This is a genomic window from Aeromonas sp. QDB30, from assembly GCF_027707645.1.
Lineage (GTDB): Bacteria > Pseudomonadota > Gammaproteobacteria > Enterobacterales > Aeromonadaceae > Aeromonas > Aeromonas caviae.
The window spans coordinates 1-26,673 of sequence record NZ_JAPCIY010000061.1; the positions used below are offsets into that span (position 1 = coordinate 1).

General features: G+C 63.9%; 22 protein-coding genes and 2 pseudogenes. 20 read left to right on the plus strand and 4 right to left on the minus strand.

All coding sequences use genetic code 11. The annotated features are described in order from the left end of the window. Window positions 1-207 precede the first annotated feature (207 nt). The 17 genes and pseudogenes from PG896_RS15995 to PG896_RS16075 all read left to right on the plus strand — a co-directional run bounded on the left by PG896_RS15995 (window position 208) and on the right by PG896_RS16075 (window position 18,122). Complete coding sequence (locus tag PG896_RS15995; protein WP_041212882.1) at window positions 208-1,218, plus strand: AraC family transcriptional regulator; 1,011 nt, start codon at window positions 208-210, stop codon at window positions 1,216-1,218. A 178-nt stretch (window positions 1,219-1,396) separates the two neighbouring features. Next, window positions 1,397-1,531 (plus strand): hypothetical protein, encoded by a 135-nt coding sequence (locus tag PG896_RS16000; protein WP_257707510.1) that lies wholly within the window; start codon window positions 1,397-1,399, stop codon window positions 1,529-1,531. Then, window positions 1,528-2,367: pseudogene (locus PG896_RS16005) on the plus strand (oxidoreductase). Before PG896_RS16000 ends, PG896_RS16005 begins: the two are co-directional and overlap by 4 nt. Window positions 2,368-2,716: 349 nt before the next feature. Further along, on the plus strand, window positions 2,717-4,153 hold the full coding sequence (locus PG896_RS16010; protein WP_041212881.1) for a circularly permuted type 2 ATP-grasp protein: 1,437 nt from the start codon (window positions 2,717-2,719) through the stop codon (window positions 4,151-4,153). Continuing rightward, window positions 4,147-5,073 (plus strand): alpha-E domain-containing protein, encoded by a 927-nt coding sequence (locus tag PG896_RS16015; protein ID WP_270835913.1) that lies wholly within the window; start codon window positions 4,147-4,149, stop codon window positions 5,071-5,073. Before PG896_RS16010 ends, PG896_RS16015 begins: the two co-directional genes overlap by 7 nt. Further along, a complete protein-coding gene (locus PG896_RS16020) occupies window positions 5,070-5,870 on the plus strand; it encodes a transglutaminase family protein (protein WP_103243305.1) in 801 nt (266 codons plus the stop codon). The genes PG896_RS16015 and PG896_RS16020 overlap by 4 nt, the downstream gene beginning before the upstream one ends. 31 nt (window positions 5,871-5,901) lie before the next feature. After that, on the plus strand, window positions 5,902-6,603 hold the full coding sequence (locus PG896_RS16025; RefSeq protein WP_049636757.1) for a peptidase: 702 nt from the start codon (window positions 5,902-5,904) through the stop codon (window positions 6,601-6,603). Between the two features lie 82 nt (window positions 6,604-6,685). Continuing rightward, on the plus strand, window positions 6,686-7,171 hold the full coding sequence (locus PG896_RS16030) for a YqhA family protein (protein WP_216990044.1): 486 nt from the start codon (window positions 6,686-6,688) through the stop codon (window positions 7,169-7,171). A gap of 118 nt (window positions 7,172-7,289) precedes the next feature. Next, the gene (locus tag PG896_RS16035) at window positions 7,290-7,739 is read left to right on the plus strand and encodes a hypothetical protein (RefSeq protein ID WP_041212878.1); all 450 of its coding nucleotides are present in this window, start codon (window positions 7,290-7,292) and stop codon (window positions 7,737-7,739) included. Between the two features lie 4 nt (window positions 7,740-7,743). Then, the gene (locus PG896_RS16040) at window positions 7,744-10,704 is read left to right on the plus strand and encodes a YncE family protein (RefSeq protein WP_270835914.1); all 2,961 of its coding nucleotides are present in this window, start codon (window positions 7,744-7,746) and stop codon (window positions 10,702-10,704) included. Then, complete coding sequence (locus PG896_RS16045; protein ID WP_257712091.1) at window positions 10,704-11,543, plus strand: FTR1 family iron permease; 840 nt, start codon at window positions 10,704-10,706, stop codon at window positions 11,541-11,543. Before PG896_RS16040 ends, PG896_RS16045 begins: the two co-directional genes overlap by 1 nt. A gap of 75 nt (window positions 11,544-11,618) precedes the next feature. Next, window positions 11,619-13,043, plus strand: a complete 1,425-nt coding sequence (locus PG896_RS16050; protein WP_270835915.1) for an NAD(P)/FAD-dependent oxidoreductase — start codon at window positions 11,619-11,621, stop codon at window positions 13,041-13,043. A 142-nt stretch (window positions 13,044-13,185) separates the two neighbouring features. Further along, on the plus strand, window positions 13,186-13,746 hold the full coding sequence (locus tag PG896_RS16055; protein ID WP_128296826.1) for a hypothetical protein: 561 nt from the start codon (window positions 13,186-13,188) through the stop codon (window positions 13,744-13,746). A 106-nt stretch (window positions 13,747-13,852) separates the two neighbouring features. Beyond that, window positions 13,853-15,115: a hypothetical protein gene (locus PG896_RS16060; protein ID WP_125117554.1), complete on the plus strand. Its 1,263-nt coding sequence runs from the start codon at window positions 13,853-13,855 to the stop codon at window positions 15,113-15,115. 69 nt (window positions 15,116-15,184) lie between these two features. Further along, on the plus strand, window positions 15,185-16,186 hold the full coding sequence (locus PG896_RS16065; RefSeq protein WP_270835916.1) for a hypothetical protein: 1,002 nt from the start codon (window positions 15,185-15,187) through the stop codon (window positions 16,184-16,186). A 24-nt stretch (window positions 16,187-16,210) separates the two neighbouring features. After that, window positions 16,211-16,873: a hypothetical protein gene (locus tag PG896_RS16070; protein ID WP_234917536.1), complete on the plus strand. Its 663-nt coding sequence runs from the start codon at window positions 16,211-16,213 to the stop codon at window positions 16,871-16,873. 52 nt (window positions 16,874-16,925) lie between these two features. Continuing rightward, window positions 16,926-18,122, plus strand: coding sequence for a Bcr/CflA family multidrug efflux MFS transporter (locus tag PG896_RS16075; protein ID WP_010674385.1), 1,197 nt, complete (start codon window positions 16,926-16,928; stop codon window positions 18,120-18,122). A gap of 54 nt (window positions 18,123-18,176) precedes the next feature. Here PG896_RS16075 and PG896_RS16080 read toward each other — a convergent pair whose 3' ends face one another. From PG896_RS16080 to PG896_RS16090, 3 genes are all read right to left on the minus strand, one after another. Further along, window positions 18,177-18,743 carry a pyridoxamine 5'-phosphate oxidase family protein gene (locus tag PG896_RS16080; RefSeq protein WP_270835917.1) on the minus strand — a complete coding sequence of 189 codons (567 nt, stop codon included), beginning with the start codon at window positions 18,741-18,743 and terminating at the stop codon, window positions 18,177-18,179. Between the two features lie 33 nt (window positions 18,744-18,776). Beyond that, window positions 18,777-20,201, minus strand: coding sequence for a sodium:proton antiporter NhaD (nhaD, locus tag PG896_RS16085; protein ID WP_201956188.1), 1,425 nt, complete (start codon window positions 20,199-20,201; stop codon window positions 18,777-18,779). Between the two features lie 134 nt (window positions 20,202-20,335). Continuing rightward, window positions 20,336-20,809, minus strand: a complete 474-nt coding sequence (locus PG896_RS16090; protein WP_048207442.1) for a DUF4357 domain-containing protein — start codon at window positions 20,807-20,809, stop codon at window positions 20,336-20,338. A gap of 152 nt (window positions 20,810-20,961) precedes the next feature. Here PG896_RS16090 and PG896_RS16095 point away from each other — a divergent pair, with 152 nt between their 5' ends. From PG896_RS16095 to PG896_RS16105, 3 genes are all read left to right on the plus strand, one after another. Further along, window positions 20,962-21,642 carry an ABC transporter ATP-binding protein gene (locus PG896_RS16095; protein ID WP_043155604.1) on the plus strand — a complete coding sequence of 227 codons (681 nt, stop codon included), beginning with the start codon at window positions 20,962-20,964 and terminating at the stop codon, window positions 21,640-21,642. 21 nt (window positions 21,643-21,663) lie between these two features. Continuing rightward, window positions 21,664-24,090, plus strand: a complete 2,427-nt coding sequence (locus PG896_RS16100) for an FtsX-like permease family protein (protein WP_270835918.1) — start codon at window positions 21,664-21,666, stop codon at window positions 24,088-24,090. Between the two features lie 173 nt (window positions 24,091-24,263). Beyond that, entirely contained in the window at window positions 24,264-25,304 is a 1,041-nt protein-coding gene (locus PG896_RS16105; protein ID WP_270835919.1) for a lipocalin-like domain-containing protein, read from the plus strand. A gap of 696 nt (window positions 25,305-26,000) precedes the next feature. On the opposite strand, the pseudogene PG896_RS16110 reads toward PG896_RS16105, so the two are convergent. After that, a pseudogene (locus tag PG896_RS16110) lies at window positions 26,001-26,597 on the minus strand (heterodisulfide reductase-related iron-sulfur binding cluster); the annotation flags it as partial. Window positions 26,598-26,673 lie beyond the last annotated feature (76 nt).

Consider the following 26,673-nt stretch of genomic DNA (forward strand, 5'->3'; position numbering starts at 1 on the left):
ATATGGATTTAGGGACTCAGAATACTTTTTTCTGAAAATCAAGGCGGCCTTCCCCGGAAAGCCGCGATGAACCTTTTGTTTTGCCTGTCTCTGGCATCCAATGCCACCACATTGGCGCCTTTTGCATGTCAATGCTCTCGCCCTGCCCCCTATACTGGTCCTCATTCCGCTAGCACTGACTTCACCTCGCACGGCAAAGGCGCACGCATGGCACACAAATCTCACTTTTCCCTGGACGTCGGATGGCAGCTACTGCTCAAAGACCTTGGCCTGCCATCCAGGCATGTCTTGCGCAGGGCACTGCTGCCGGAAGACACGTTGTCGCGCGAGAATCATGGGTTGACCACCGATGAGTATTTCCGTTTCTGGCGGGCGCTGGAGCAGGAAGCCAATGACGTCCTGTTTCCCTTGCGGCTCATCGAGACCGTTTCCAGCGAAGTCTTCAGTCCCCCCTTGTTTGCCGCCCTGTGCAGCCCGGATCTGATGCGGGCTGTCCAGCGGCTGGCCAAATACAAGGCGCTCGTTGCCCCCATGAGCCTCGAGATCTCGGTAGGCTCCTGGGGAGAGATGACGCTCTCCCCTCGCTGGCAAGGAGGGCACACCGAGGTCCCGGTCTCCCTGCAGGTGGTGGAACTCGCCTTCTTTGTCCGACTGGCACAGATCGCCACACGTGAGGCGATCTGTGCCGTGCGAGTGACACTGCCTGCGCTCCCTGCTGGAAAGGCACTGCAGCGCTACGAGCGCTTCTTCGGCACCGCCATCACACTTGGAACCCATGCCAGCATTACGTTTTCTGCCGTGGACGTGCTGCGCCCCTTTCTCACGAGCAACGAGGGGATGTGGCAAGCCTTCGAGCCCGAGCTGCGTCGCCAGTTGTGCGAAATGGACTCTGCCGCCACCACGGCGGAGCGGGTGCATGCCGTTCTGCTCGAGCTCTTGCCAAGCAACTCGGCCACCATTGAGGTGGCGGCAAGTCGCTTGGGCATGAGCAAGAGAACCCTGCAACGCCGGCTGGAAGAGGAAGGGGAAAACTTTCGAGCCCTGGTCAGCGAGACGCGAAGAAGGCTCGCCTGCCACTACCTTGAGCACACCACCCTGTCTGGAGGGGAGATAGCCTTTCTGCTTGGCTTCGAAGATCCCAACTCCTTCTACCGCGCATTCCAGGATTGGACCGGGCGGACGCTGGAAAGCACTCGCCAGTCATATCGATTCAACTGAGGTCAGCCTCATGACCACCCATATCAATCCCGTCGCGTGCTGCTCGCCGGGGCCACCTTCGCCGTCGCTGGCAGCCGGGAGGCATTTAGCGCCGTCGACTTCACGGCCAATCTGGCCGCCGCCAGGGCCGCGGTCAAGGACGGTGATCGCCGCACAGGCTGACTCGAAAGCAATAGGGATGGCGCAGTTCGATGGCGTCATGGCGCCGTTTGCCAGAACCATGGCATCACGGGTCGGATATGGTATCGATACCGCAGGCAAGCCGATTCTGGACTCGCATGCGATTCATTTTGCTCAAGGATCTTCCATATGAACTCAAACGTTGTGCTCGTCACCGGCGCCTCCTCCGGTATCGGAGCGGCCACCGCCATGAAACTGAAGGCTCTAGGATTCACCGTGTATGCCGCAGCGCGGCGCATCGAACGCATGCAATGACTGACAGACGCGGGGATCCGCGTCATCGCCATGGATGTGACCCAGGATGCATCTATGCAGGCAGGAGTTGAGAGAATCATCACCGAAACCGGCAAGATCGACGTACTGGTCAACAATGCCGGGTATGGCTCCTACGGCTCGGTTGAAGAAGTCTCTCTCGAGGAGGGTCGCACCCAGTTTGACGTCAATGTGTTTGGCGCCGTTCGCCTCATCCAGCTGGTGCTGCCCCACATGCGCGCCCGACAGACTGGCACCATAGTCAACATCACCTCCATGGGCGGCAAGATCCACACCCCGCTAGGAGCCTGGTACCACGGAACCAAGTTCGCACTGGAGGCCATCAGCGATTGCCTTCGCATGGAGGTGGAACCCTTTGGCATCAATGTAGTAGTGGTAGAACCGGGTGGCATCAAGACCGAGTGGGCCGACATTGCCGCGCAAAAACTGCGCGAGGTCTCCGGCGAGGGGCCTTATGGTCACCAGGCCCTCCCCATGGGGGAGTCCATGATCGGACGCGCCAGCCGCCAGCGCCAGTCCCCGCCGGAACTCATCGCGGATACCATCGCCAAGGCGGTCCAGACCCGTCGCCCCAAGACCCGCTATGCCGTTGGTTTTGGGGCCAGGCCGATGATCTTCCTGCGCCGCTTGTTGCCGGATCGTGCATTTGACCGCTTCATGCGCCTTGCTACAGGGATCCCGCACCAACGCGGCTGACCCAGTCCACCGACACCTCACTCAGGATAGGCTTGCGCCTGAAAGCCCGGCCATCGGCCGGGTTCTTTCTTACCCCCTGCCCCACCTCGGGGCAAGGGCGCTCGCCTTCCACCCCCGCATCCCGCTGCGCCCGTCCCTTGCCCTCATGGCCTGTTGCCACAAGATAGCGCAGGCTTACCCTCTATGGGGTACCACTCTGGTGCGCCCTGCCTTGCCCCGTGATGACATAAAAGTCATCCATATGATTTTTGAATGAAAAATTACTGACACTGGCCTCGATAGCGACTCAATTGGCTGGCACAGCCCTTGCACTTTGTGATGTACGCAGGGACGTCACAAGGAGTTGCCTATGCTGCCCATCAAGCCCCCCGGACCCGGTTGTTACGACGAGATGCTGCTCACCGACAACCAGTTTCGCGATCATTACCACGCCTACCTCTCGTGGCTGCACCAGACCGACGAGAAGAGCATAGAGCGCAAGCGCGAGGAGGCCGACCTGCTGTTTCGCCGGGTCGGCATCACCTTCAACGTCTACGGAGACGGGGACGGCGCCGAGCGCCTCATCCCGTTCGACAGCATTCCCCGCATCATTCCCGCCCGGGAGTGGCAACACCTGGATCTGGGGATCCGCCAGCGGGTCACCGCCCTCAACGCCTTTCTGCACGACATCTATCACGATCAGCGCATCCTGAAGGCGGGGGTGATCCCGGCCGCCCAGATCCTCACCAATGCCCAGTACCAGCCCTGCATGCAGGGGGTCGACCTGCACCGGGACACCTATGTCCACATCACCGGGGTCGACATCATCCGCAACCACGACGGTGAGTACTATGTGCTGGAGGACAACCTGCGCACCCCCTCCGGGGTCTCCTACATGCTGGAGAACCGCAAGATGATGATGCGCCTCTTCCCGGAGCTGTTTCACAACCAGCCCATCGCCCCGGTGGAGCGCTACCCGGCCCTGTTGCTGCAGACCCTGCGCGAGAGCAGCCCTGTGGACAACCCCTGCGTGGTGGTGATGACCCCGGGACGCTTCAACAGCGCCTACTTCGAGCACAGCTTCCTCGCCCAGCAGATGGGGGTGGAGCTGGTGGAGAGCGCGGATCTGGTGGTCAAGGATGGCCAGGTGCTGATGCGCACCACCACGGGGCTGAAAAGGGTGGATGTCATCTATCGCCGCATCGACGACGACTTCCTCGATCCCCTCGCCTTCAACCCGGACTCCCTCATCGGCGTGCCCGGGCTGCTCTCGGTCTACCGCGCCGGCGGCGTGGTACTGGCCAATGCCATCGGCACCGGGGTGGCGGATGACAAGTCCATCTACCCCTATGTGCCGGAGATGATCCGCTTCTATCTGGGGGAAGATCCCATTCTCAACAACGTGCCCACCTGGCAGTGCCGCGAGCCGGCTGCCCTCTCCCACGTGCTGGCCAATCTGGAGGAGCTGGTGGTCAAGGAGGTCCATGGCGCCGGCGGCTACGGCATGCTTATCGGCCCCTGCGCCAGTCGCGAGGAGCTGGCCCGTTTTCGCGAGCTGCTCAAGGCGCGGCCGGACAACTACATCGCCCAGCCGACCCTCTCCCTCTCCACCTGCCCGACCTTCGTCGACGCCGGTATCGCCCCCCGCCACATCGATCTGCGCCCCTTCGTTCTCACGGGGCAGGAGCTGCGCCTGGTACCGGGCGGCCTGACTCGGGTCGCCCTCACCGAAGGCTCCCTGGTGGTCAACTCCTCCCAGGGTGGTGGCACCAAGGACACCTGGGTCATGGAGGGCAGCCCATGCTGAGCCGCACCGCAAGCGAACTTTACTGGATGTCCCGCCACCTGGAGCGGGCGGAGAACACGGCGCGCATGCTGGACGTCACCCAGACCATGTCGCTGATGCCCTCCATCGACGCCGATCACAGCGAGCTGGTGGCGCCTCTCACCATCAGTGGCACCCACGAGCCCTTCCTGGCCCGCTACGGCCAGGTGAACATGGAGAACCTGCTGCAATTCTTCTGCTTCGACGAGGAGAACCCGAGCAGCATCTTCAGCTGTCTGCGCATGGCCAGGGACAACGCCCACGCGGTGCGGGGCAAGATCCCCGGTGAGGTGTGGGAGAGCATCAACGCCGCCTGGATAGAGATCCGTCGGCGGCGCCAGGCGGGGCTGTCCAGCGGTCAGGCACAGGAGTTCTTCGACTGGATCAAGGAGCGCTCCCACCAGTTTCGCGGCGCCACCTATGGCACCATCATGCGCGGTGACGTGCTCTGGTTCCTGCGCCTTGGCACCTTCATCGAGCGGGCCGACAACACGGCGCGCATCCTGACCGTGAAGTATCAGGTGATCCGGGAGGACGAGGACAGCGTGCGCGAGTTCTACCGCTGGAACGCCCTGCTGCGCTCGGTGGGAGCCTATGAGGCCCACCAGACCCTCTACAAGACGCTCTCCCATGCCTCCATCGCCGAGCTGCTGCTCCTGCGCAATGAAGTGCCGCGCTCCCTGCGGGCCTGCCTCGACGAGATGGAGCACATCCTGGCCCAGATCGAGGGCAACGCCGGTCAGACGCCCCGGCGCCTGACCACCATACTCAACGCCCATCTGACCTATGGCGCCATCGACGATGTCTTTGCCCTCGGCATGCAGGCGTACCTGAGTGATTTCCTCAGCGACATCGGCGCCATCGGCCAGAGCATCCACGCCGCCTACCTGGAGGTATTATGAGACTCATCATCGATCACCAGACCCGCTACCACTATGCCGACGTGGTGCGCCGCAGTACCCAGTATCTGCGCCTGACCCCCCACAGCACGGCCCGCCAGCAGATCCTCTCCTGGGAGCTGGAGCTGCCGGGGGAGGCCACCTGCACCACGGACGGTTACGGCAACATACTGCACGTGCTGAGCCTGGAGTCCCCCCACGAGGGGATCCTGATCCGCGCCCACGGGGAGGTGGAGATCTGCGACGACGCCCCGGAAGATGAGGAGTCCTCCCTCATCTCTCCCCTGAGCTACCTGAGGCCCACCCCCCTCACCCGCCCGACCCCGGCCCTGCAGGATCTCGCGAAGGCCTGCCTGCCAGAGGAGCCGACCCTGGCCGACTTGCAGAGCCTGATGGCACGCATCCTGGTGCTGATGCCCTATCAGCCCGGCAGCACGGATGCCACCTTCAGCGCCGACGAGGCACTTGCTTCGGGCAGCGGCGTCTGTCAGGACCACACCCATGTCTTCCTGACCTGCTGCCGCCACGCCGGCCTGCCGGCCCGGTACGTGAGCGGTTACCTCTACAGCCAGGACAACAGCCACGTGGCGATGCACGCCTGGGCCGAGGTGTGGATCGACGAGCGCTGGCACACGTTCGACGTCACCAACCTCACCAGCTCCACCAGCGAGCACCTCAAGCTCGCGGTCGGCATGGATTATCTGGATGCCTGTCCGGTGCGCGGCGTGCGCTATGGCGGCGGGTGCGAACAGTTGCAGAGCCAGGCGCAGGTGACCCGCCTGGATGGACAGCAGCAATGAAGACCGGGAGAGTCCTGGCGGGAGTGCGGTCATGACCTATTGCGTCGCCATGTGCCTGCAAGACGGCATGGTGTTTGCGTCCGATTCGCGCACCAATGCGGGGGTGGATCACATCGCCACCTTCCGCAAATTGCACCTCTTCACCCGGGAGGACAGGGTGATAGTGCTGCAAAGCGCCGGCAATCTGGCCACCACCCAGAGCGTCATCAGCCTGCTGACGGAGGGGCAGGAGCTCCTTGCCCTCCCCAGCCTCTACGAGGCTGCCGCCCTCATCGGCCAGACCATACGCACCGTCATCAGCCGGGATGGGGGTCAGCAGCAGGGCCATATCAACTTCGGCTGCAACATCCTGCTGGGGGGGCAGATCCGGGGGGAGCGCCACCGCCTGTTCCACATCTATCCGGAGGGCAACTTCATCGAGGCGAGCGCCGACACCCCCTACTTCCAGATTGGTGAGAGCAAGTACGGCAAACCCATCATCGATCGCATCATTCACCATGAGACGCCGCTTCAGACCGCCCTGCAGTGCGCCCTCATCTCCATCGACTCGACCCTGCGCAGCAATCTGTCGGTGGGCTTGCCTCTGGATGCCCTGGTCTATCACGAGGGCAGCTTCTCGGCGGAGAACCTGCACCGCATCACCGAACAGAACCCCCATTTCGTGGCGCTGCGAAAGGCCTGGGGCGAGGGGTTGCAGCAGTTGTTCCAGGGCCTTCCCACCTTCCCCCTCTAGGCCGGGCGGGAGGCGCCAAGGCGCTTTCCCGCTCCTTTCTTTCCGGATATTCTGGCTGCCTTCCTTTTCGATGGAGTTTCCCATGCGCCGCTTCAACGTCATGCTCAACGGCAGCCGGTTGATGATGTTCCCCTTCTATGTCTGCATCCTGATCTGTGTCGCCCTCCTGATGGTGAAGTTCGCCATGCAGCTCTATGTGCTGTGCCGCGACATCATCGACATCCACTATCTGGACCTCATCACGGGGGTACTCACCCTGGTGGACTTCGTGCTGGTGGCCCAGATGCTGATCCTGGTGGCCATCTGCGGCTACGTGCAGTTCATCAAGACCCCGGAGCAGCGAGCGGCCCTTGGCGACAACTGGCTCAGCAAGATCAACTTCGCATCCCTCAAACTCATCGTCATCAACTCCCTGGTGACCATCGCCGGCATTGAGGTGCTCAAAGCCTTCCTCGACGACGGCACCGGCAACGAGACTGAGATGAAGTGGTCGGTCATCGTCTTCCTCGCCTTCTCCACCGCGGCACTTATCTATGCGGTGACCGAGCGGCTGGCGGAGCACAAATAGGGCCCGGCGCCATTCAGGGTCTATTCATCAAGAGCCGAATTGATAACTCTTTTCATTACCCTTACTGCATTGTAAACTTGCTCGCCCCGGGCTGAACCGCCCGGGAGCTGGAGCACCCATGACGAGTCTTTCCCTCTCACCACGACACTGCTGGCAGTGGCTGGCCTATCACCATCAGGCGGCCGAGGGTGCCCTTTATCTGATGTTTTTCTCCGGTCTGCTGCTGTGGGAACCCCTGACACCGACCTGGTCCCTGGCGCGCTGGAACCTGTTTTTGCACGTCGCCCTCTCGCTCACCCTGTTCCCCTTGCTGTTTGGCGCCTTCTGGCTCTCCCATCGCAGCCTGCTGCGCAAGAGCCGCAAGCCTTTTCTGCGCACCACGGGGCGCATCATCGAAGCCTTGCTGCTGGTCTGTCTGGCAAGCGGGCTGGTGCTGGTGCTGCACGGCACCCCGGGGGATAGCCTCGGCAACCTTGCCAGCTGGGCCCACTGGCTGAGCGCCCTCGCGTTGACGCCCCTGGTGCTGCGCCACGCCTGGCGCTGGACCATCTTGAAATGGCGCACCTGATCTTATGTTGAAGTTGTTGTTATCCCTGATGTTGGCCGCCCTGCTGCTGGGGACCGCCTCGGCCCGGGAGATGGGCACCGCCATGATTGCCTATGACGAGGGGAGCGCCCCGCGCCTCGTCACCGCCAACCAGAGTGCCGGCTCCGTCACCCTGCTCGAGCGGGGCACTGGCAAGCGCCTCAACGAGGTGCAGCTGGGGGGCGACCTGCGCCAGCTGGCCCGCGCCGATGACGGCACACTGCTGGTGAGCGATTATCGCGGCGATCGCCTGCTGCTGCTGGATGATGATCTCACCCTGGAAAAGGCGATCTCCACCGGCCATAGGCCCTATGGCGTCATCTTCGATCCCAAGCGGCGCTGGTTCTGGGTCACGCTGTTCGAGGGAGGGCGCCTTCAGGCTTATGACAGGGCGGGCAACCTCCAGCTGGATGCAAAAACCGCCGAGACTCCCCGCGGGCTGGCATTGACCAACGACGATCGCCTGCTGCTCACCCACGCCATGACAGGCCAGCTCGCCATCTATGATCTCGCCAAACTTGAGAAGGGCGCTACCCTCCCCAAGCCCAAGCTCATCACCCTGGCGGAAACCCACAGCGATACCCCGAGCGACTCCCAGGGCTCGCCGCGCCTGCTGGACGGTATCGCCCTCTCCCCCGATGGCAGCGAAGCCTGGCTGCCCCACGTGCTCTGGAGTTTCGATCACCCCTTCCAGTTTCAGAGCACCGTCTTCCCGGCCGTCTCCATCATCGATCTCGATGAAGAGAAGGAGCGGGTCGATGAAAGAAAACAGCTCTTCTTGCAGATCAACCTGCCCAGTGTCGGCAACCGCAGCCAGATCGTCTCCAACCCGTTCGCGGCGCGCTTCGCCGCCGATGGCAAGCGGGTCTACCTGACCCTGGCGGGTTCCGAAGACTTGCTGGTGTTCGACCTGTCGCGCAGCGGCAAGCAGAACAGCAACCGCCACCGCCGCAAGAAGTTTCAGGGGGGCGCCAAGGCGACCCAGCTCTTGCGTCACCTGCCGGGCCAGAATCCGCGCGATCTGCTGATCGATGGCGACCACATCCTGGTCCACAACGTCATGGGGCAGGATCTCACCCGTCTCAATAGCGGCGGCAGCGGCCCGTTTGCCCGGGTCACCGTCGATGTGCCCCACTTCGCCAAGCTGGTAGAGACCGATCCCCGCCCCAAAGCCCTCAAGCGTGGTGAACGATTGTTCAACCTGGGTAATACTGCCGCCAACAGTCGCTTCCCCATGGCGGGGGACAACTGGATGAGCTGCAACTCCTGCCATCTGGACGGGTTCAACTTCACCAACCGCTATCTGATGGCGGCCCATCGCCAGCAGAGCGGTGACAACGCCATCAACGGCCACGCCAACCTCGCCAACATGGTGGCGGGGGACTTTATCGGCGAATACCTGCGCATGACCCAGCAGACCCAGGGCGGCATGGGTCATGACACCCGCGATGGGGCCGAAGCGGTTGACCCCGCGAGGCCCCAGCCCGAGGTGCAGGCGATGATGGAGGATCTGCACGCTTTCGTGACCCGTGACGGCAACCTCCCCTATCTGGCCAACTGGCTCAGGCTCGATGCCCCGCGCACGGATCCTGCCAAGGCGCCGACCACCCACCCGAAAGAGTGGCTCAACTCCGCCTCCTGCCAGAACTGCCACCAACAGGCGTTCAAGGACTGGAGCGAGAGCAACCACCGGCTGATGGGCAACTCCCACCCCTACTACAAGGTGGTGCAGGCGCTGGCCCGCGAAACCGAAGGGGAAGCCTTCGGTCAGTGGTGCCAGGGTTGCCACATGCCCCAGCAGGTACTGAACGGCCAGCAGGATCTGCCCAAGGGTTCGAATATGTTCGAGCAGGGCGGTGCCTCGCTCATTGCCGCGCACCAGAAAGGCGAGCCCGTGGTGGAAGAAGGCACCGGCTGCGTGCTCTGTCATCGCATCACCAAGCTCGAGGATGCCGGCGGCAACAGCGCCTTTACGGTCAATTTGAAAGACCGCGAGAGCTATGTGTTCGAGGATGCCCCGGGCGGCAGCCTCCAGCACTGGTTGGCAGAGCGGCAGATCAACGCCCGCCCCGCCATGCACAAGGCCTCCTACCAGAAGGATTTCTACCGGGACGCGGCCCTGTGCAAATCGTGCCACAACGAGTTTGCCCCGGGCACCGGCGCCAATATCGTCAACACCTGGGACGAGTGGGAAAGCTCCAGCTTCGCCAAAGCCGAAGATCCCGCCAAACGGCGCACCTGCATCGACTGCCACATGAACCCTACACCTGGCAACGGCGGCGCGCCGGTGGCGGGCCAGTCCACCGAAAACGGCACCGTGAAAGAGCGGCTCTATCGCCACAACTTTACCGGTGCCCAGCACCAGCTGGTGGGGCTGCGCAATCCCGCGCTCGAGCAGGAGAGCCTGGCGCTGCTGCGTTCAAGCGCCACCCTCTCGGCCCGCATTGAAAACCAGAGTGGCCAACCCGCGCTGGTGGTGAGAGTCGCCAATACCGGCGCCGGCCACGCCCTGCCCACCGGGGTCGCCGATTTCCGTGAACTCTGGCTGGAGCTGACCGTCACCGACGCCAGCGGCAAGCTGGTGCTCCAAAGCGGCCAGCCGGTGGATGGCGCCGTCCCTGAGGATGCGCGGCTATTTAGAAAAGTGTTCGGCGATGCCGAGGGCAAGCCGGTGGGGCTCAAGTTCTGGCGCTACGCCAAGCTCATTGAAGACACCCGCATCCCGGCCGATGGCTGGCGCGATGAAGCCTGGCCGCTGCCGGCGGATGCCCAGGGCCCCTTCAAGGCCGATATCAGACTCAATTTCCGCACCTACCCCAAGTGGGTCAATGATGCGGTGCGCGCCGCCGAGCCGAGCTTGCCGGAGCCACCCATAGTGCAACTCAATCGGCTGCAACTGACCCTGCAGCCCCTCCCCCTCACGCCCGATACGGAGCCTCAATCCTGATGTTCGCAAGTTTTCTCATTACCCTGCGCGAGGGGCTGGAAGCCTTCCTGCTGGTCGGCATCTGCCTCTCCTACCTCGCCAAGCTGGGGGCGAGCCGCTACAACAAGTTCATCTATCTGGGGGTGGGGCTGGGTCTTATCGCCTCCCTTGTCGTCGCCTTCCTGTTCCAGGTGGTGGTGAGCCAGTTCGAGAGCGAGCGCTACAACCATTTGCTGATGGCGGGGATCCTGATCTTCGCCACCCTGGTGCTCACCTATATGGCTATCTGGATGCAAAAACAGGCCAAATCCCAGGTGGGGGCCATGACGGCGCGCATCGATGCCGCCATCGACGGTGGCAACCTGTTTGGTCTGGTACTGCTCGCCTTCCTGGCGGTGATGCGCGAAGGCTTTGAAACCGTGCTGTTCTTCTCGGCCCTGGTCTACTCCGGGCAAGGGGTGGATCTGCACCAGGGGCTGATGGGGGCGCTGGCGGGGCTGCTGGTCTCTGTGGTGCTGGTGTGGGGGCTGCTGCGCTCCACCCGCAAGGTGGCGCTGGCCCCCTTCTTCCGCTGGACCGGCCTGCTCATTATCATCATCGCCGCAGGCTTGCTCTCGTCCGCCGTCAACATGTTGCAGGCAGCGGACGTCATCACCTTCTGGACCACTCCGGTCTTCAACATCAGCCACATCCTCGACGATCAGGGGGTATTCGGCACCTTCCTGCGCGCCCTGTTTGGCTACAACGCCTCACCGGCCGGCCTGCAATTGCTGACCTGGGCCTGCTACCTCATCATCTTTGTCACCCTCTGGCATCGCAGCTATCGCCCCCAGGGGAGCGCCGCTCCGACCAGGGGCTGAGCCCGGGGATCACACTCTGTTCGGGAGCCGCGCACAGGCGCGCTCCCCCAGCTATCACGCCGTTTCGGAACACTCATGAACGACAACAACAAGAAGCACATTGCGGTGCTGGGCGCCGGCCCTGCCGGTCTGATGGCCGCCTGGCGCCTGCGCCAGGCCGGTTTTGCGGTCACCCTGTTCGAGCAGGAGCCGGTCGTGGGCGGCATGTGCGCCACCCAGACCTTCAAGGGGCGCGACGGCGAGTATCGCTTCGACTACGGCGGCCACCGCTTCATCACCAAGAACCCCGAGCTGCTCGCCTTTATCGACGAGCTGATGGGGGACGATCTGCTCCACGCCGAGCGAAAGAGCGTCATCCGCTTTGGCGGGCGTACCTATGACTACCCCCTGAACCTGCCCAACTTGCTCAAGACGGCGCCGCTGGCCCTGATGGCCGGTGCGGTGAAGGATCTGCTTCTGTTGCCCTTTGCCAAGAAGCCCACCGATTTTGCCAAGGCGAGCTTTGCCGAGTGGATCCAGAGCCACTTCGGTCGCACCCTCTACCGCCAGTTCTTCGAGGGCTACACCGGCAAGTTGTGGGGCATCAACCCGGACAAGCTCTCCGCCGACTGGGCTGGCCAGCGCATCAGCCTGATCGATCTCAAAGACGTGGCGCGCCGCCTGTTGCCAAGGCGCAACGGCAGCATGTCGGTGCGCACCTATGCCCGCAAATATCGTTATCCAAAGTACGGCTTTGGCCAGATCTTCACCACCCTGGGAGAGCGGCTGGTGACAGAGGGCGTCACAATCAAGACCGGCGCCACCATCACCCGTCTCGAGCAGGCTGATGGCCGCATCGAACGGGTGTATTGGAAACAAGATGACGTGGAGCAGAGCGAGCGCTTTGATCAGGTGATCTCCACCCTGCCGCTGCCGCTCACCTGCCAGCACCTGGGCTTGCCGTGCGATCTCCACTACCGGTCGCTTCGCTTCGTCAATATGCCCCTCAAACAGGAGAACCTGTCGGACAACACCTGGCAGTACCTCTCCGACCCCCATATTCTGGCGACCCGTCTGCAGGAGCCGCGCCGGCGCAGCCCCTTTATGGCGCCACAGGGGCAAACATCCGTGATGCTGGAGATCCCCTGCAACCCGGGGGATGCCACCTGGCAGGCACCGCTCTCTGATCTGCGCGGTCGGGTCACCGCCGATCTCGCCAGCCTCGGCGTCGATACAGCCAAGCTCGGCGATGAGACCTTCGAAGCGCGCAGTGAATACGCCTATCCGCTGATGGATCTGGGCTATCAGGCCCGCCGCAACGAAGCCATCAAGGCGCTGATGCCCATCACCAACCTCATCATGACCGGCCGTCAGGGGACATTCCGCTACATCTTCACCGACACCGCCATGGAGATGGGGATGATGGCCGCAGACATGGTGATCGACGGGGTGGACAGACGCCACACCATCTTCAATCATCGCAACGAAAATACCGTCATTGAAACCCAGAGCGTGGCGTGAGCACGATGACTGGTGTTCAACAGGCAGACAGACGCCGCAACACCTTCAATCATCGCAACGAAAATACCGTGATCGAGACCCAGAGCGTGGCCTGAGTGCCGCGCCATGGGCATAACCTCTTGGCATAAGTAAGGAGAACAGGATGACCATCCGCCCGGGTTTACTCGCCCTCACCCTGCTGCTGACCCTGAGCGGGCAGGCGCAGGCTTACTCCTACGCCGCCGCCGGCAAGGAGCCGCTGATCGATGCCCGCGAGGCACTGCTGGGCGCAGCCACTGACGGCAAGGATGCCAGCGCCACCTTGAGCGAGATTGCCGAGGAGCTGACCTATCTGGAAGAGCACCACAAGGTGGAGCTGCAAGCACCGCTGGCAGCCGCCATCAAGGCCAAAGACGCCGCAGCCACCGCCGCCCTGCTCAACCGGGCCTACAAGGCGGAGATCGAGCGCCGCCTCGAAGGGGCCAGCCAGAACCTTGGCGACTACCAGACCGCCAAGGTGCTGGTGGTCAAGAGCAAGCGCTTCCTCGATTTGATCCTTCCCTCCCTCAGTGAAGGGGATCGCAAGGCCGCCGAACAGGCGCTGGCCAAGGTGCTCGATGCCATCGGCAACCCGGGAGTGTTCGGCGTGGGTGCCAAACCTGCCGATGCCGCTGCCTTTGGCGATGCCGAAAAAGCGCTGATGACCGTGCTGGCGCCGCTTTGATGACCTCTCATCGATGACGACGGCCCCCCTCATCCCCACCCCTTCTCCCGCAAGGGGAGAAGGGGGGCGTCGCCACGGCCGATTACGCTTCGCTAATCGACCCTACTTGCTTGCCCTGCTGCAACTGGCCTGGCTTGGCTGGCTGCTGACCTTCCCCGTGGCGCTCGATTCCGACGATGCCCTGAACTTCGCCCACGGGGTGGTGCGCTTCAGCGTACTGGAGTTCTCCCCCCACTTTCCGGGCTACCCCGCCTTTATCTGGCTGGCGCGGCTGATCAATCTGGCGGTGGACGATCCGGCCCGCGCGGTGCAGTGGGCCAGCCTCTTGGGGAGCAGTTTGCTGGCGCCACTCGCCGCCTCCCTCGCGGTCAGATTGTGGCAGCGGCCCAGCCTGCTGGCGCCGGTCTGGCTGCTGGTACTAGCCCTGCCGCTCACCCCGACGCTCGCCCTCTCCGGCCTGTCCGACGGGCCGGCGCTGGCCGCCTGGCTGGGCGCGCTCCTGGCTTTGCAACAGCGCAAGATAGCGCTGGCGGGTCTGCTGTTGGGCCTCATGCTGGCCCTGCGTCCCTCCTACTTCGTGCTGGCCCTGCTGCCCCTTTGGCTGGGGATGGCGCAGCAGGGCACGCGCGTCAGGTTTGTGCTCCCCATCGCGCTGGTGGGGCTAGCCTGCCTGCTGTTTGTCTGGCAGGCCGATGGCTGGGCCTATTTCAGCGAGGGGCGGCGCTTTACCGACGGCCACTTTACCCTGTGGGGCAACACGGCGGCAGCCCACGGGGATCGACTGCTGAGCTGGGCGAATACCTTCAACGATCAGCTCACCCCGCTCTGGCCCCTGTTGATGGGAGCCTTGCTGATACTGCCACTCTGGCAACGGTCAAAAGATCACAATGCGACCCCCTCCGTGCTCTGGACGCTCTACTGGCTCGCCCTGCTGCTCTGGACCCTGTTTGGCCAGAATCCGGACAATCCCCGCCATCTCGCGCCCATCACCCTGCTTGGCCTCGTGCTGCTGGCAGGCTGGCTGCCGCGCCGGGGCGAGCTGCCAGCCATGCTGGGAGCCCTGTTGTTGCTGCTCTGCACCCTCACCCCACCGGCGGCACCAGCCATGACCCGGGCCGCCAGACTGGCCGAACAAACGTGCCCGGCGCTGGTAACCCAGTGGGGAGTGAGGCTGCTTAGGGAAACCACAACCCTGCCCGTCACCGACGGCTGGTACCGGGGGGATGCCGCCCTTGCGCTCACCCAGGGGGCCTGCCGCCTCAGCCGCCGCCCCCTGGGGGCAGAGGCGCTACCAGGCCCTTATGACACCCTCTGGTTTGCCCCCCGCTTTCACGCCGAACCCGGCCTCTGGCTCGCCCTGCCCCGCTGAACCGGGCACTGGCGAGGGCATCGCACGACTCGTCTACACTCACAGCCGGGTCTGTCAGGAACCAGTGCAATGGAAAGAAACACGAGCGGAACCGGGGAGGGGATACGGGTCGCGCTGGCCCTGTTGCTGGCCTGCGCCCTGCTGATGCTGCCGCTCTGGTGGCAGGGGGGCAGCCAGGGACACGATCTGTTTCATCACCTGCTCTCCGGCCACTACTTTGCCCGCCAGCTCTGGCAGGGGGAACTCTATCCCCGCTGGCTGATGGCCATGAACGGCGGCTTCGGCAGCCCCACCTTCTTCTTCTATCCCCCGCTCCCCTACTACGTCAGCGCCCTCTTTGCCGGGCCCGGTGCCCACCCCCAGCAAGCCATCTACCCTTTGCTTGGCAGCGCCACCCTGGCCCTGCTGCTCTCCGGGGTGTTTGCCTATCTGTGGCTGCGTGCCACCACGCCCCCTGGCCGGGCCCTGGCCGCCAGCCTGCTCTATCTGGCGCTGCCCTATCATGTCGCCATGGATCTCTATGCCCGCTTCGCCCTGGCGGAGTTCTGGGCCTTCGCCTGGGCTCCCCTTATCCTCCTGGGGCAGGATCTCGCCCACCGCGGACGACCTCAGGGGTTGCCCCTGCTGATCCTGGGGCTGGCGCTGCTGGCCTTCTCCCACCTCCCCAGCCTCTTGCTCATGATGGGGCTGGTCACCTTGCGCGCCTTCTGGTTCGCCAGACGCACCCGCACTCTGACGCCCTGCTGGCAAGCCCTCGGCGCCCAGGGGGTGGGGCTTTGCATGGCAGCCGCCCTGCTGCTGCCCGCCCTGGCGGATCAGGGGGCCATCTCCATGGAGCTGATGCGTGGCGGCATGTTCGACTACAGGCGCAACTTTCTCGACCGCCTGCCCAGCGCCTGGGAGGACTGGCGTTTTCGCGGTCACCTGGCGTGGCAGAGCATGCTGACCCTGGTCCTGCTGCTCATCGCCTGGGCAGCCGCCCGGGAGCCGCGCCACCCCGAGCTGCTGTGCTGGGGGGCGATCGGCGTCGTCGCCTTCCTGATGATGCTGCCCCCGAGCCAGCCTCTCTAGAGCCTGCTTCCCCCCTTGCAGCGGGTGCAGTTTCCCTGGCGGCTCAACCTGGTGCTCGCCCTTGCCACGGTCGCCGTGGTGGCGCTCGGCACCCAGCCCCATCGTCTCTGGCAAGGGCTATGGTGGGGAGTATTTCTGCTGACCCTCCTCTCCACCCTGGCCTATGTGCGTCACGCCCCCCTCACCCAGGCCCCCGAACGGGAGGCCATGGCATTCGAGTTCGACAGCAAGCGCAGTGCCCGGGAATACAGACCAGGGCAGGTACCGGGAGGCATGTTCGCCCCGACCCTGCTCGCCTGGAAGGAGGAGTTCCAGCCATCCGTCAGCGCCGAACCGCCAGGCGCAAGCTGGACCCTGACCCGCTGGCAACCCCGCGCCCTGGCGCTGGAGATCAAGGCCCGGGTGCCGACCCGGCTGGTCCTGCACCAATACCATTACCCCGGCTGGGAGGCCCGCCTCGACGGGCACCTGGCGCTGACGGTGAGCGCCAATCGCCAGGGGTTGATGCAACTCTGGGTTCCGGCGGGCCACCACAGCCTCACCCTGACCCTGGCGGCACGCTGGCCGGAGCGCACCGGCAATGCCCTCTCCCTGCTCGGATGGCTTGCCTGGCTCTGGCTGCTCTGGCGCCACACCAGACAAAAGGGCATCGGGCAGGATGCACCTGATCGCGCCCGCCAAAACTGATAGACTCAACACCTGCCTCTTAACCCGGCCCAGCCCACGACTCGGATACCCTATGCCCCAAGCCAGCTCCCTCTCCCCCCGTTTCCTCTTCATCCTGCTCGGCGCCCTGGCGGGCCTGACTCCCCTCGCGGTGGACATGTATCTGCCCGCCATTCCCGCCATCGCCCGGGATCTGGCTACCAGCATCGACGGCGCCCAGCTCACCATCAGCGCCTTCCTGGGGGGCTTTGCCATCGGCCAGCTCTTTTACGGGCCGCTCGCCGACAGCTTCGGCAGAAAGCCGGTGATCCTGGCGGGCCTGACGATGTTTGCCGTGGCCTCCGTGGGCTGCGCCATGGCGGACTCCTTGCCTGAGCTCCTCGCCTGGCGCATGTTGCAGGCCGCAGGGGGCGCCGCGGGTTCCGTGGTGGTCAACGCCCTGCTGCGCGACCTGTTCGAGAAGGATGCGTTTTCCCGCGCCATGTCCTTCGTCATCCTGGTGATGACCCTCGCCCCCCTGGTGGCCCCCGTGGTAGGGGGGTATATCAGCGCTCACAGCGACTGGCGGGTCATCTTCTGGCTGCTGGTGGCCATCAGCCTGCTCATCTGCCTGGTGATGCAGTGGAAGATTGAGGAGACCCTCAAACCCGAGCACAAGCAGCCCCTGCGGCTCGGGCAGGTGCTTCGCAACTACTGGGGGGTGCTCTCCCACCGTGGAGCCATGGGCTATGTGCTGTGCGGCGCCCTGTCGAGCTCCGGTATGTTCGCCTTCCTGAGCGCATCCCCCTATGTCTACATCGAGTATTTCAAGGTGCCGACCGAGCACTACGGCTGGCTCTTTGGCCTCAATATCCTGCTGATGATGGTGGTCACCTTCGCCAACAGCCGGCTGGTGAAAGGGGTCGGTGCCGAGCGCATGCTGCGATACGGCCTGACCGTGCTGCCGCTCGCCGGGGCCCTGCTCATCTACAACGCCTGGAGCCAGACCGGGGGCCTGTGGGGCATCGTCATCCCGGTCGTGCTCTTCGTCGGCCACATCAGCCTGGTGGGGGCCAACGCCATGACCGGCCTGATGGGCCACTTCCCCCAGTCCGCAGGCACCGCCTCGGCGCTGGCTGGCACCCTGCGCTTTGGCCTTGGGGCCCTGGTGGGGGTCCTGGTCAACCTCAATCCCCCCGAATCGCCGCTCCCCATGGCCATCGCCATCGCCGGTTGCGGCCTGGGGTCGGCCCTCAGTTACTGGCTGCTGAGCGGCAAGCGCGTCCCCTGATGCCTTGCAATGAAAAAGCCCTGTCCATGGACAGGGCTTTTTCATTGCAAGGCATCAGTCATCGGCCTGCAACCCACTGCGCGCCAGGATCTCGCTCTCCAGCCCATCCAGGCTTAGCTGGTTCTTCTTGCGCCAGTAGGCCTCAATCCCCTCCCGGCCCTGGCGTGCCGACCAGTTGGCAAGATCCTCCCTGTCCCCCTGGTACTCATACAGGGGCACCGACATGCCGCACGATGTCTGGACCCGTTCAATGTCCAGCAGGAAGATCTGGCGAGCCGCGACGCTTGGGGGGAACAGCGCCAGCAACGACGGCCACTGCGGATCAGTGCGGTGCAGCACCCGTGCCTGGCCATAGGCTCGCAGAATAAGCGGCGCCCCCTCGAAGGCGCAGAACATCACCGTCATGCGCGGCTGTTGCAGCACCTGGGCCGCGGACTCGTTGCCGCTGCCGGTCAGGTTGAGCCAGGCCAGGGTGTGGGCATCGAGGACGCGCAGCGAATCCCCGCCCTTGGGGGAGAGATTGACCGTCCCCTTCGCGGCTGCCGTACCGACGAAGAAGATCTTCTGCCCCTCGATAAAGGTGACATGGCGCGGCGAAAGCGCCTCGAACAGTTGTCCCATCTTGCCTCTCCCTGGTGCCTGGAACCGGATTCCCTAAAACAGGGCGCTGTTGAGCCACAGGTGCGCCCCTATGCCGACCATATAACCAAGCAAAATGGCAGGCAACCACTTGAGGTGCCCGACGAAGGTATACATGCCCCTGGCCTGCCCCATCAGAGCCACTCCGGCGGCGGAGCCGACCGAGAGCAGACTGCCCCCCACCCCGGTGGTCAATGTCACCAGCAGCCACTGCCCCGTGCTCATCTGCGGCTCCATGGAGAGCACGGCGAACATCACCGGAATGTTGTCGATCAGGGCGGAGAGCAGGCCGATGGCGACGTTGGCCAGGGTCGGATCGCCGCCGTCATAGAGGAAATGGGAGGCAAGCGCCAGATACCCCATAAACCCGAGGCCGCCGACGCACATCACCACCCCGTAGAAGAAGAGCAGGGTGTCCCACTCCGCCTTGGCAATCTTGTTGAACACATCGAACGGCACCACCGAGCCCAGACGCAGCAGCCTGGCCTCGTCCCCGGTGCGCTCATACAGCGCCCGTGCCCGGGCCAGGGTAACGGGCTGGGTCTTTCGCAGATAGAAACTGAAAAATTGCAGGTAGCCCAGCCCCATCATCATGCCGAGCACGGGGGGCAACCCCAGGAAATGATGGCAGGCGACGGCGGTCACTATGGTGAGCACAAAGAGCAGCACGATGACAACGGCGCCGCGCCTTGGCACCACCATTTCGCCCGGCATGGCGGGCACCAGACGGGGCACCATCAGGCTCATCAGGATGGCCGGCACCAGGAAGTTGAGCAGGGCGGGGATGAAGAGCAGCAAAAACTGCTGGAACGGCACCTTGCCCGCCTGCCACACCATCAGGGTGGTGATGTCGCCAAAGGGGCTGAAGGCGCCGCCCGCATTGGCCGCCACGACGATGTTGATGCAGGCCAGGTTGATGAAGCGGCGCTCCCCGTTGGCCACGTTGAGCACCACTGAGCACATCAGCAGCGCCGTGGTGAGGTTGTCCACCACGGGGGAGATGAAAAAGGCGAGAAAACCGGTGAGCCAGAAGAGCGTACGCAGGCTGAAGCCCGCTTGCACCAGGCGTACCCGCAGCACGGCGAACAGCAGCCTGTCCTCCATGGCGTTTACATAGGTCATGGCCACCAGCAAGAAGAGCATCAGCTCGGCATACTCCAGCAGGTTGTGGCGAAAACCGGCCTGAACCAGCTCGCTTTGCCCCTGCCCCGTATAGACCAGGCCGATGGCTATCCAGATGATGCCGGCGGCCACCAGCACCGGCTTGGATTTTCGCAGCTTCAGGTACTCCTCGGCCATCACCAGGGCATAAGCCAGGGCGAAGATGGCGAGGGCGAAGAGCCCGACCCCGCTGTGGGTCAGATCGAGGGGGCCGTTGCCCGCAGCGGCGGGGGCACTGAGCAGGGCCGCCCCGGGCACGAGGCGAAGGAGTCCAGACATGGCGGCATCTCCTGGCAGGCGTCTGGCATTGAGGCTAGCAGCGCAAAAGGAAGCCGCCTCTTTGTCATCCTGATGAGCGGCCCGCCGCGGGCACTCAGGCAAACATGAGCGAGGCCCGTTGCCGGGCCCCGTCATCATGAGGTCTTCTTGCCAAAACCCGATTGCTTGAGGGTGTAGCCTGCGCTGTTTTGCCAGGCATCCAGCCCGCTTCGGTTGTTGCCCGCCACCAGGCTCGCGGCCAGGCTCGGGCTGTTGAAGAGCTGATCGGCGGTAAAGATGAAGCCCCCTTCGGGGTGGGGAGTGAGCACCCCCTTGCCCAGCAGCTCCTGGCGCAGCTCGATCACCGCCTCGCGCAGGGAGGCCGCATCCTCGCCGTTGGCGGTGGAGCCCGCCTGGACCATGAAACCGGGGTTCTGCCGCTTGCCCACCGGATAACCATGGGCCTCTGCCCCCTTGCCGTTGAAGTGGTAGAGCTCGCGCTCCCCCGGCTTGTTGTCGGAGAGGGCCTTTTGCAGGGTCATCAGCTCGTTGTAGATATCGATGGGGACCACGGCAGCCTGCTTGACGCCCTTGCTGTCGACGATAAAACTGACTTGCTTGTGTAACATCCTTGCTCATCCTGTGACCCATGGAAGGCCCTATTCTAACCACCTCAGGCGAGCGGGATCCAGCGAGGATCCCCATCCCTTTTGCAGGCGCGATCACTAACTGGCATAGTGACGGACATTGTGAAAGCCATTGACCATCAAACGGTTATACCATGCTTAGCCTGCGCAACCTCAGTAAACGCTTCGCCAACGGCGGCGAGACGCTCCCCCTGTTTGAGGGGCTGGATCTCGCCCTCACCCCGGGGGAAACCTGCCTGCTGCTGGGGCAAAGCGGCTGTGGCAAGTCCACCCTGCTCAACCTCATCGCCGGTCTCATCGCCCCGGACGAGGGGGAGATCTGGCTGGAAGAGACCCGCCTCGACACCCTGCCGACAGACGAGCGTGCCCGGCTTCGCGGGCGCCATTTCGGCATCGTCTATCAGGATTTCAACCTGCTGCCGACCCTGACCGTGGCCGAGAACCTCGCCCTGCCCCTTCAGATAAACAACCTGCCCCAGGACGATGGGCGCCTCGATGCCCTGCTCACGCGCCTTGGCATGAGCCACAAACGCCACGCCTGGCCGGAGCAGCTCTCCGGCGGCCAGCGCCAGCGGGTGGCGCTGGCCCGTGCCCTCATTCATCAGCCTCGTTGGCTGCTCGCCGACGAACCCACCGGGAGTCTCGACGAGCACAACGCCGAGCAGGTGATGGCCCTGATGATGAGCGCGGTGCGCGATACCGGCGCCGGTCTCTTGCTGGTGAGCCACAACCCGGGCTATGGCGACCTGGCGGATCGGGTGCTGCGCCTTGAAGGGGGACAGCTGGTCGAGCTCAAGGGGCGCCGCCATGGCTGACGTCTGCCGGGGGGCCTGCTGATGTTGCCGCTCAAGGCACTGCTGCGCCTCTATCGCGCTCACCCCTGGCTGCTCTTGATGAGCCTGGCCGGGCTCACCCTCGGGGTCACCCTGGTGGTGGCCATCGAGCTCTTGAACCACAGCGCCCGCACCAACTTCGTCGCCGCCCGCAGCCAGCTCGCCGGGGAGGCCAACTACCGCCTGGCCCCCCAGGGTGACCTGGATGAACAAGTCTACGTGAGGCTGGTGCGAAGCCAGCCGAACCTTGACGCCATGCCAGAGCTTCACGCCTGGCTCAAGGACGAGCAGGGGCGCAGCTTCCAGTTGCTGGGGATGGATCTCTTCAACCCCGGCCCCCTGCGCCGCCTCTTTGGCGATGCGCCAGACAGCCAACCCGATGTCTCGTTGAATCGCGCCGACAGCGTCTGGCTGGCCGCCCCCGAGGCGAGGCGCCTTGACTGGCAACCGGGCCAGTCGCGAACCTTTGTGCTGGGGGATGAGGGGCAACGCCCCCTGACCCTTACCCTGGCCGGCACCTTCGAGCCCGGCGCCGTCCCCATGGAGCGGCTGCTGGTGACCGACATCGGCCTCGCCCAGCCCCTGCTTGGCAAGGCTGGCAGACTGGATCGCATCGTCTTCAAACTCAGTGAGCAAGAGGCCAATACCTTGCAAAGAGCCTTGCAGGCGGCCCTGCAATCCTATGCCCCCCATCAGCCCCTCTGGCTTGAGCCCATCAGCCCAGCGCTCGATGCCAGCCAGCTCGGGGATGCGCTGGCCCTGAACCTTACCGCCCTCTCCCTGCTCGCCATGGCGGTGGGATTGTTCTTGGTGTTCAACGCCCAGCGCTTCGTGCAGAGCGTGCGCCGCCCCCTGCTCGCCCAGCTCATCATCCTCGGGATGCCGCCGCGCCGGGTGCTTGGCTGGCTCATGCTGGAGCTTGTGATCCTCGCCACCCTCGGCACTCTGCTCGGGCTGCTACTGGGGATCCTCTTGGCCCTCTCCCTGATGGGGCAGCTCACCCAGGCGCTGGCCGATCTCTATGGCCCCAACCCCATCGATCTGCTGCGCCTCTCCCCCGCGAGCCTTGGCAAGGCGCTGGTCATTGGCCTGCTGGGCACGCTCGCCGCCAACCTGCCCGGCTGGTGGCAACTGCTGCGCCAATCCCCCCTTGCGCTGCGAGAGGGCAACAGTCGCCCACCGGCTCACCCCTGGCAACGCCGGGGGCTTGCCATCGCCATTCTGCTGCTGTGCGCCCTGTGTCTGTGGCGGCCAGAAACCGGCCTTGGCGGCGCCCTCTTCGTGGCCGGAGGCTGGCTGCTCGCCATGGCCCTCCTGCTGCCCGATGCCCTTCGCTCCTTGCTGGGGCGGCTGCGTGCACGCGGCCCCCTCACCGCCCGGCTCGGGGTGGCCGAAACCCTCTATCACCTGGATCGCACCGCCATCGCGGTGATGGCGCTGCAACTGGCCATCGCCGCAGCCATCGGCATCGGGGTCATGGTGTCGAGCTTTCGCTCGAGCGTGGAGATCTGGCTCGGCCAGCGCCTGGCCGCCGATCTCTACGTCACCGCTCCCAAGGGGGTGGCGGGCAGCAGGGGCGCCCTCGGCGAGCAGACCCTCAACACCATCCTCGCCTCGCCGGACGTGCGCGCCGCCTCCCGCCGTTCGGTGCACCCCGCCCGCTGGCAGGGGCAGCCCATCGAGTGGGCGCAGATGGACTTTATCCCCGAGCTCAAAGCCGCCTATCCCTTGCTCGCCGGGCGCTGGCCCGCCGCTCCCGACGAGGTGCTGGCGAGCGAACCGCTGACGGTACGCCTCGGGGTCAGGGTGGGCCAGCGCCTCGAGGTAACCAGCGAGGGGGGGCCGAGGGCTTTCACCGTCACCGGCGTCTATCAGGATTACGGCAGCGACAAGGGGCAGATACTGCATGCCTTCGAAGGGGGCAAGGTGCAATCCCTTGCCCTCTTCAGCCCGGACCCCGAGCACCTTGGTGACAGGCTCAGGAGCCAGTTTGGCGAGCAGGTGAACCTGTTGCCCGCCCCCGCCATCCACGCCGCCGCCCTCAGGGTGTTCGATCAGACCTTCGTGGTGACCGAACTATTGAAGTTGCTGATCCTGGGGATCGCCTTCGTCGGCATCGGCTCGGCCTTTATAGTGCTGGGGCTGGCCCGGCGCGGCGAGTTGCAGACCCTGCAAAGCCTTGGCCTGAGCCCGCGCCACTGCCGCCGGCTGCTGGTGTGGCAAGGGGCAGGCCTCGGGCTGCTCACCGCATTGTTGGCCCTGCCGGTGGGCTATGGCCTTGCCTGGGTGCTGATTGAGGTGGTCAACCCCCGCGCCTTTGGCTGGCGGCTGGCCTTCGAGGCCGCCCCCCTGCACGCCGTCACGGCGCTCCTGCTCGCCCCCGTCTGTGGCGCGCTCGCCTCCTGGTATGCCGCAAGGAGAGTGGTATGAAAGATTGGTTGGCGCACTGGCTCAGCCATGGCTTGACGTTCCCATTGACCAGATCTCTGTCACCGCCCCTGATTCAGCGCAGAGAAGCGCACAGAGCTGCCGCGAACCATCCCCTCTCCCTTCGGGAGAGGGCCAGGGTGAGGGGAATCTTGTCCTCTTGGCTTGCAGCCCTCTTGATCCCGCTTGTTGCCATAAGCGGCCACGCGCAGGCCAGCGATCTGGGGAGCATCCTGGGTGACGGCAACGATCACTTCAAAAAGGCCCTGCCGGGTCAGTCCATCAACCTGCCCGCCGATCACGGTGCCCACCCCGACTACCGCTCCGAATGGTGGTATCTCACCGGCAACCTGAAAGACGAGCAGGGACGCGGCTACGGCATGCAATGGACCCTGTTTCGCCAAGGCATTGAACAGGAGATCACCTCGGAGAACCCCTGGCTCACCCCTCAACTCTGGTTGGCCCAGTTTGCCATCACGGATGTGAGCAAAGGCAGCCACCAGCAGGACGAGCGCACCAGCCGCCAGGGGCCAGGGCTCGCCGGTGCCAGCGGCGGTGAGTATTGGCTGAAAGAGTGGGTGCTTACCTCTCAAGGGGAATCGCTCTTTCCCGCCACCCTCAAGGTGCGGAGCAAGGCGGGGGATCTTGATGTGAAGGTGAGCGCCGCCAAGCCCGCGGTACTGCAAGGTAAAGCGGGTTTCAGCGAGAAGAGCCCGGGCAACGCCTCCTTCTACTACTCCTACCCGCGCCTGACCATCAGCGGCACCCTGATCTTGGATGGGGAGACCCGTAACGTCAGCGGTGAGGGCTGGTTTGATCACGAGTGGAGCAGCTCGGTATTGGCCCAGTGGCAATCGGGCTGGGACTGGTTTTCGCTGCAGTTTGAAGATGGCCGCGAGTTGATGCTGTTTCGCCTGCGCACCAAATCGGGACGCTCTGAGCCGGAGAACCGCTACGGCATCCTGATTGAACGAGACGGCAGCAGCCGGGTGCTGAATCCTGCGCAGATCCGCCTCACCCCCGGCAAGACCTGGCGCGGCCCCAAGGGGCAAGCCTACCCCATCGAGTGGCAGCTGGCAGCCGGCGATATGAGGCTCACCATCCAGGCGCGCCAGCCCAATCAGGCCATGACGGGGCGTTTTGACTACTGGGAAGGGGCGGTATCCGTCTCGGGGGATGCAAAAGGCGTCGGTTATCTGGAGATGACGGGCTACTGAGTCTTACCCCGTTCGCCATCGCGGATGAGCAGGTTCGACTCATGGATGTCAGCATCGGTGCGCGTTTGGCGATGCTGTTGGCCGCCTTCTCGCTGTCACAGGCGGACAGGGCGGCGGTGCAGGCGATGGCCAGCATGGCTTAGTGGTGCATTCAATCGCCGCTGAATTTACTGGAGGAAGGGTTCGCCGGTCGACGCAAGATCTGTAACCAGCTGTTACAAGGCATTGATGAGCAAGAGATAACACATGACTTGGTTGGCCGGGCGGTGTGGCAATGAAGAGAAGCCATCTCCCCTCCCCCCGTTTCTCTTGACCTTTCCCTGTAAAAATCTGACCACCATCAAGATTTCATTCAAATCCCACGGAACGGCTGTGTTTTTACTCAACAGGAGCGGTCGGCCTTTGATAGGCTACTACTCATCCGGCCCTTATAGCCCCAGAGGCATCCAGAGAGTGGCAATGTTCAATCCTATTTTATTCAGCTTGAAGGCAGCACAACGGAAGCTGAAATCCGTGCGGTAGGGAAGGTGCGAATAAGTCATATGGCACGAGAGCATTTACTGGTAACCCATTGATATTAAATGACTAAAATTTTCATTTTTTGTTCGTGGGATACTTGTTCGCACTTTCCCTAATAAGTTACCTTAGTAACCCTATTGAAAACGGCAGGATATTTATCCTGCCGTTTTTATTTTTCTATCTCGCCGCCTGATCCACCAGATAGAGGATGCTGTGATAGGGAATGCCAGCGTGCTGGCTGAGCCCCATTTCACAGGTGCGGCTATTGCTGAATCCCTGACGGCAATCCCTGGGCACTTGAGCTGCCAGGCTGGCAAGTGCCGCGGCGTTGAGCTCCGGGGTCATCAGCCCCTTGTCGCCGGCAAAGCCGCAGCACTGGATATGCTCAGGGATTATCACCTCGCGGGCACAGGCGCGGGCCACCGCCAGCATCTTATCGCCGAGCCCCATGCGCCGGCTGCTGCAGGTGATATGGAGCATCACTGTCTCATCGATGGGGGTCAGCTCAAGGTGGGGCAGCAGGTGTTCCAGCACAAAGGCAGAGGGCTCGAACACCCGAAGACCCTTGCCGAACGCCCCCGAGAGCAGTCGCTGCACGCAGGGGCTGGTATCGAGCAGCACGGGCCAGCGCCCCTGTTCGCTTGCCTGCCACAATGCATCGGCCAGCTCACTGCGCTTGGCTTCCGCTACCTCGCTCATCCCCTTGCTGTCATAGGGCATGCCGCAGCAGAGCCCCTCGATACCTTGCGGCACTATGACCCGGCAGCCCGCTTTATCCGACATTCCGCACCTGATTTAGGAATAAATTTGCCGATAGCGCTCACCCAATACCTCCAAAATGATCTGCTGG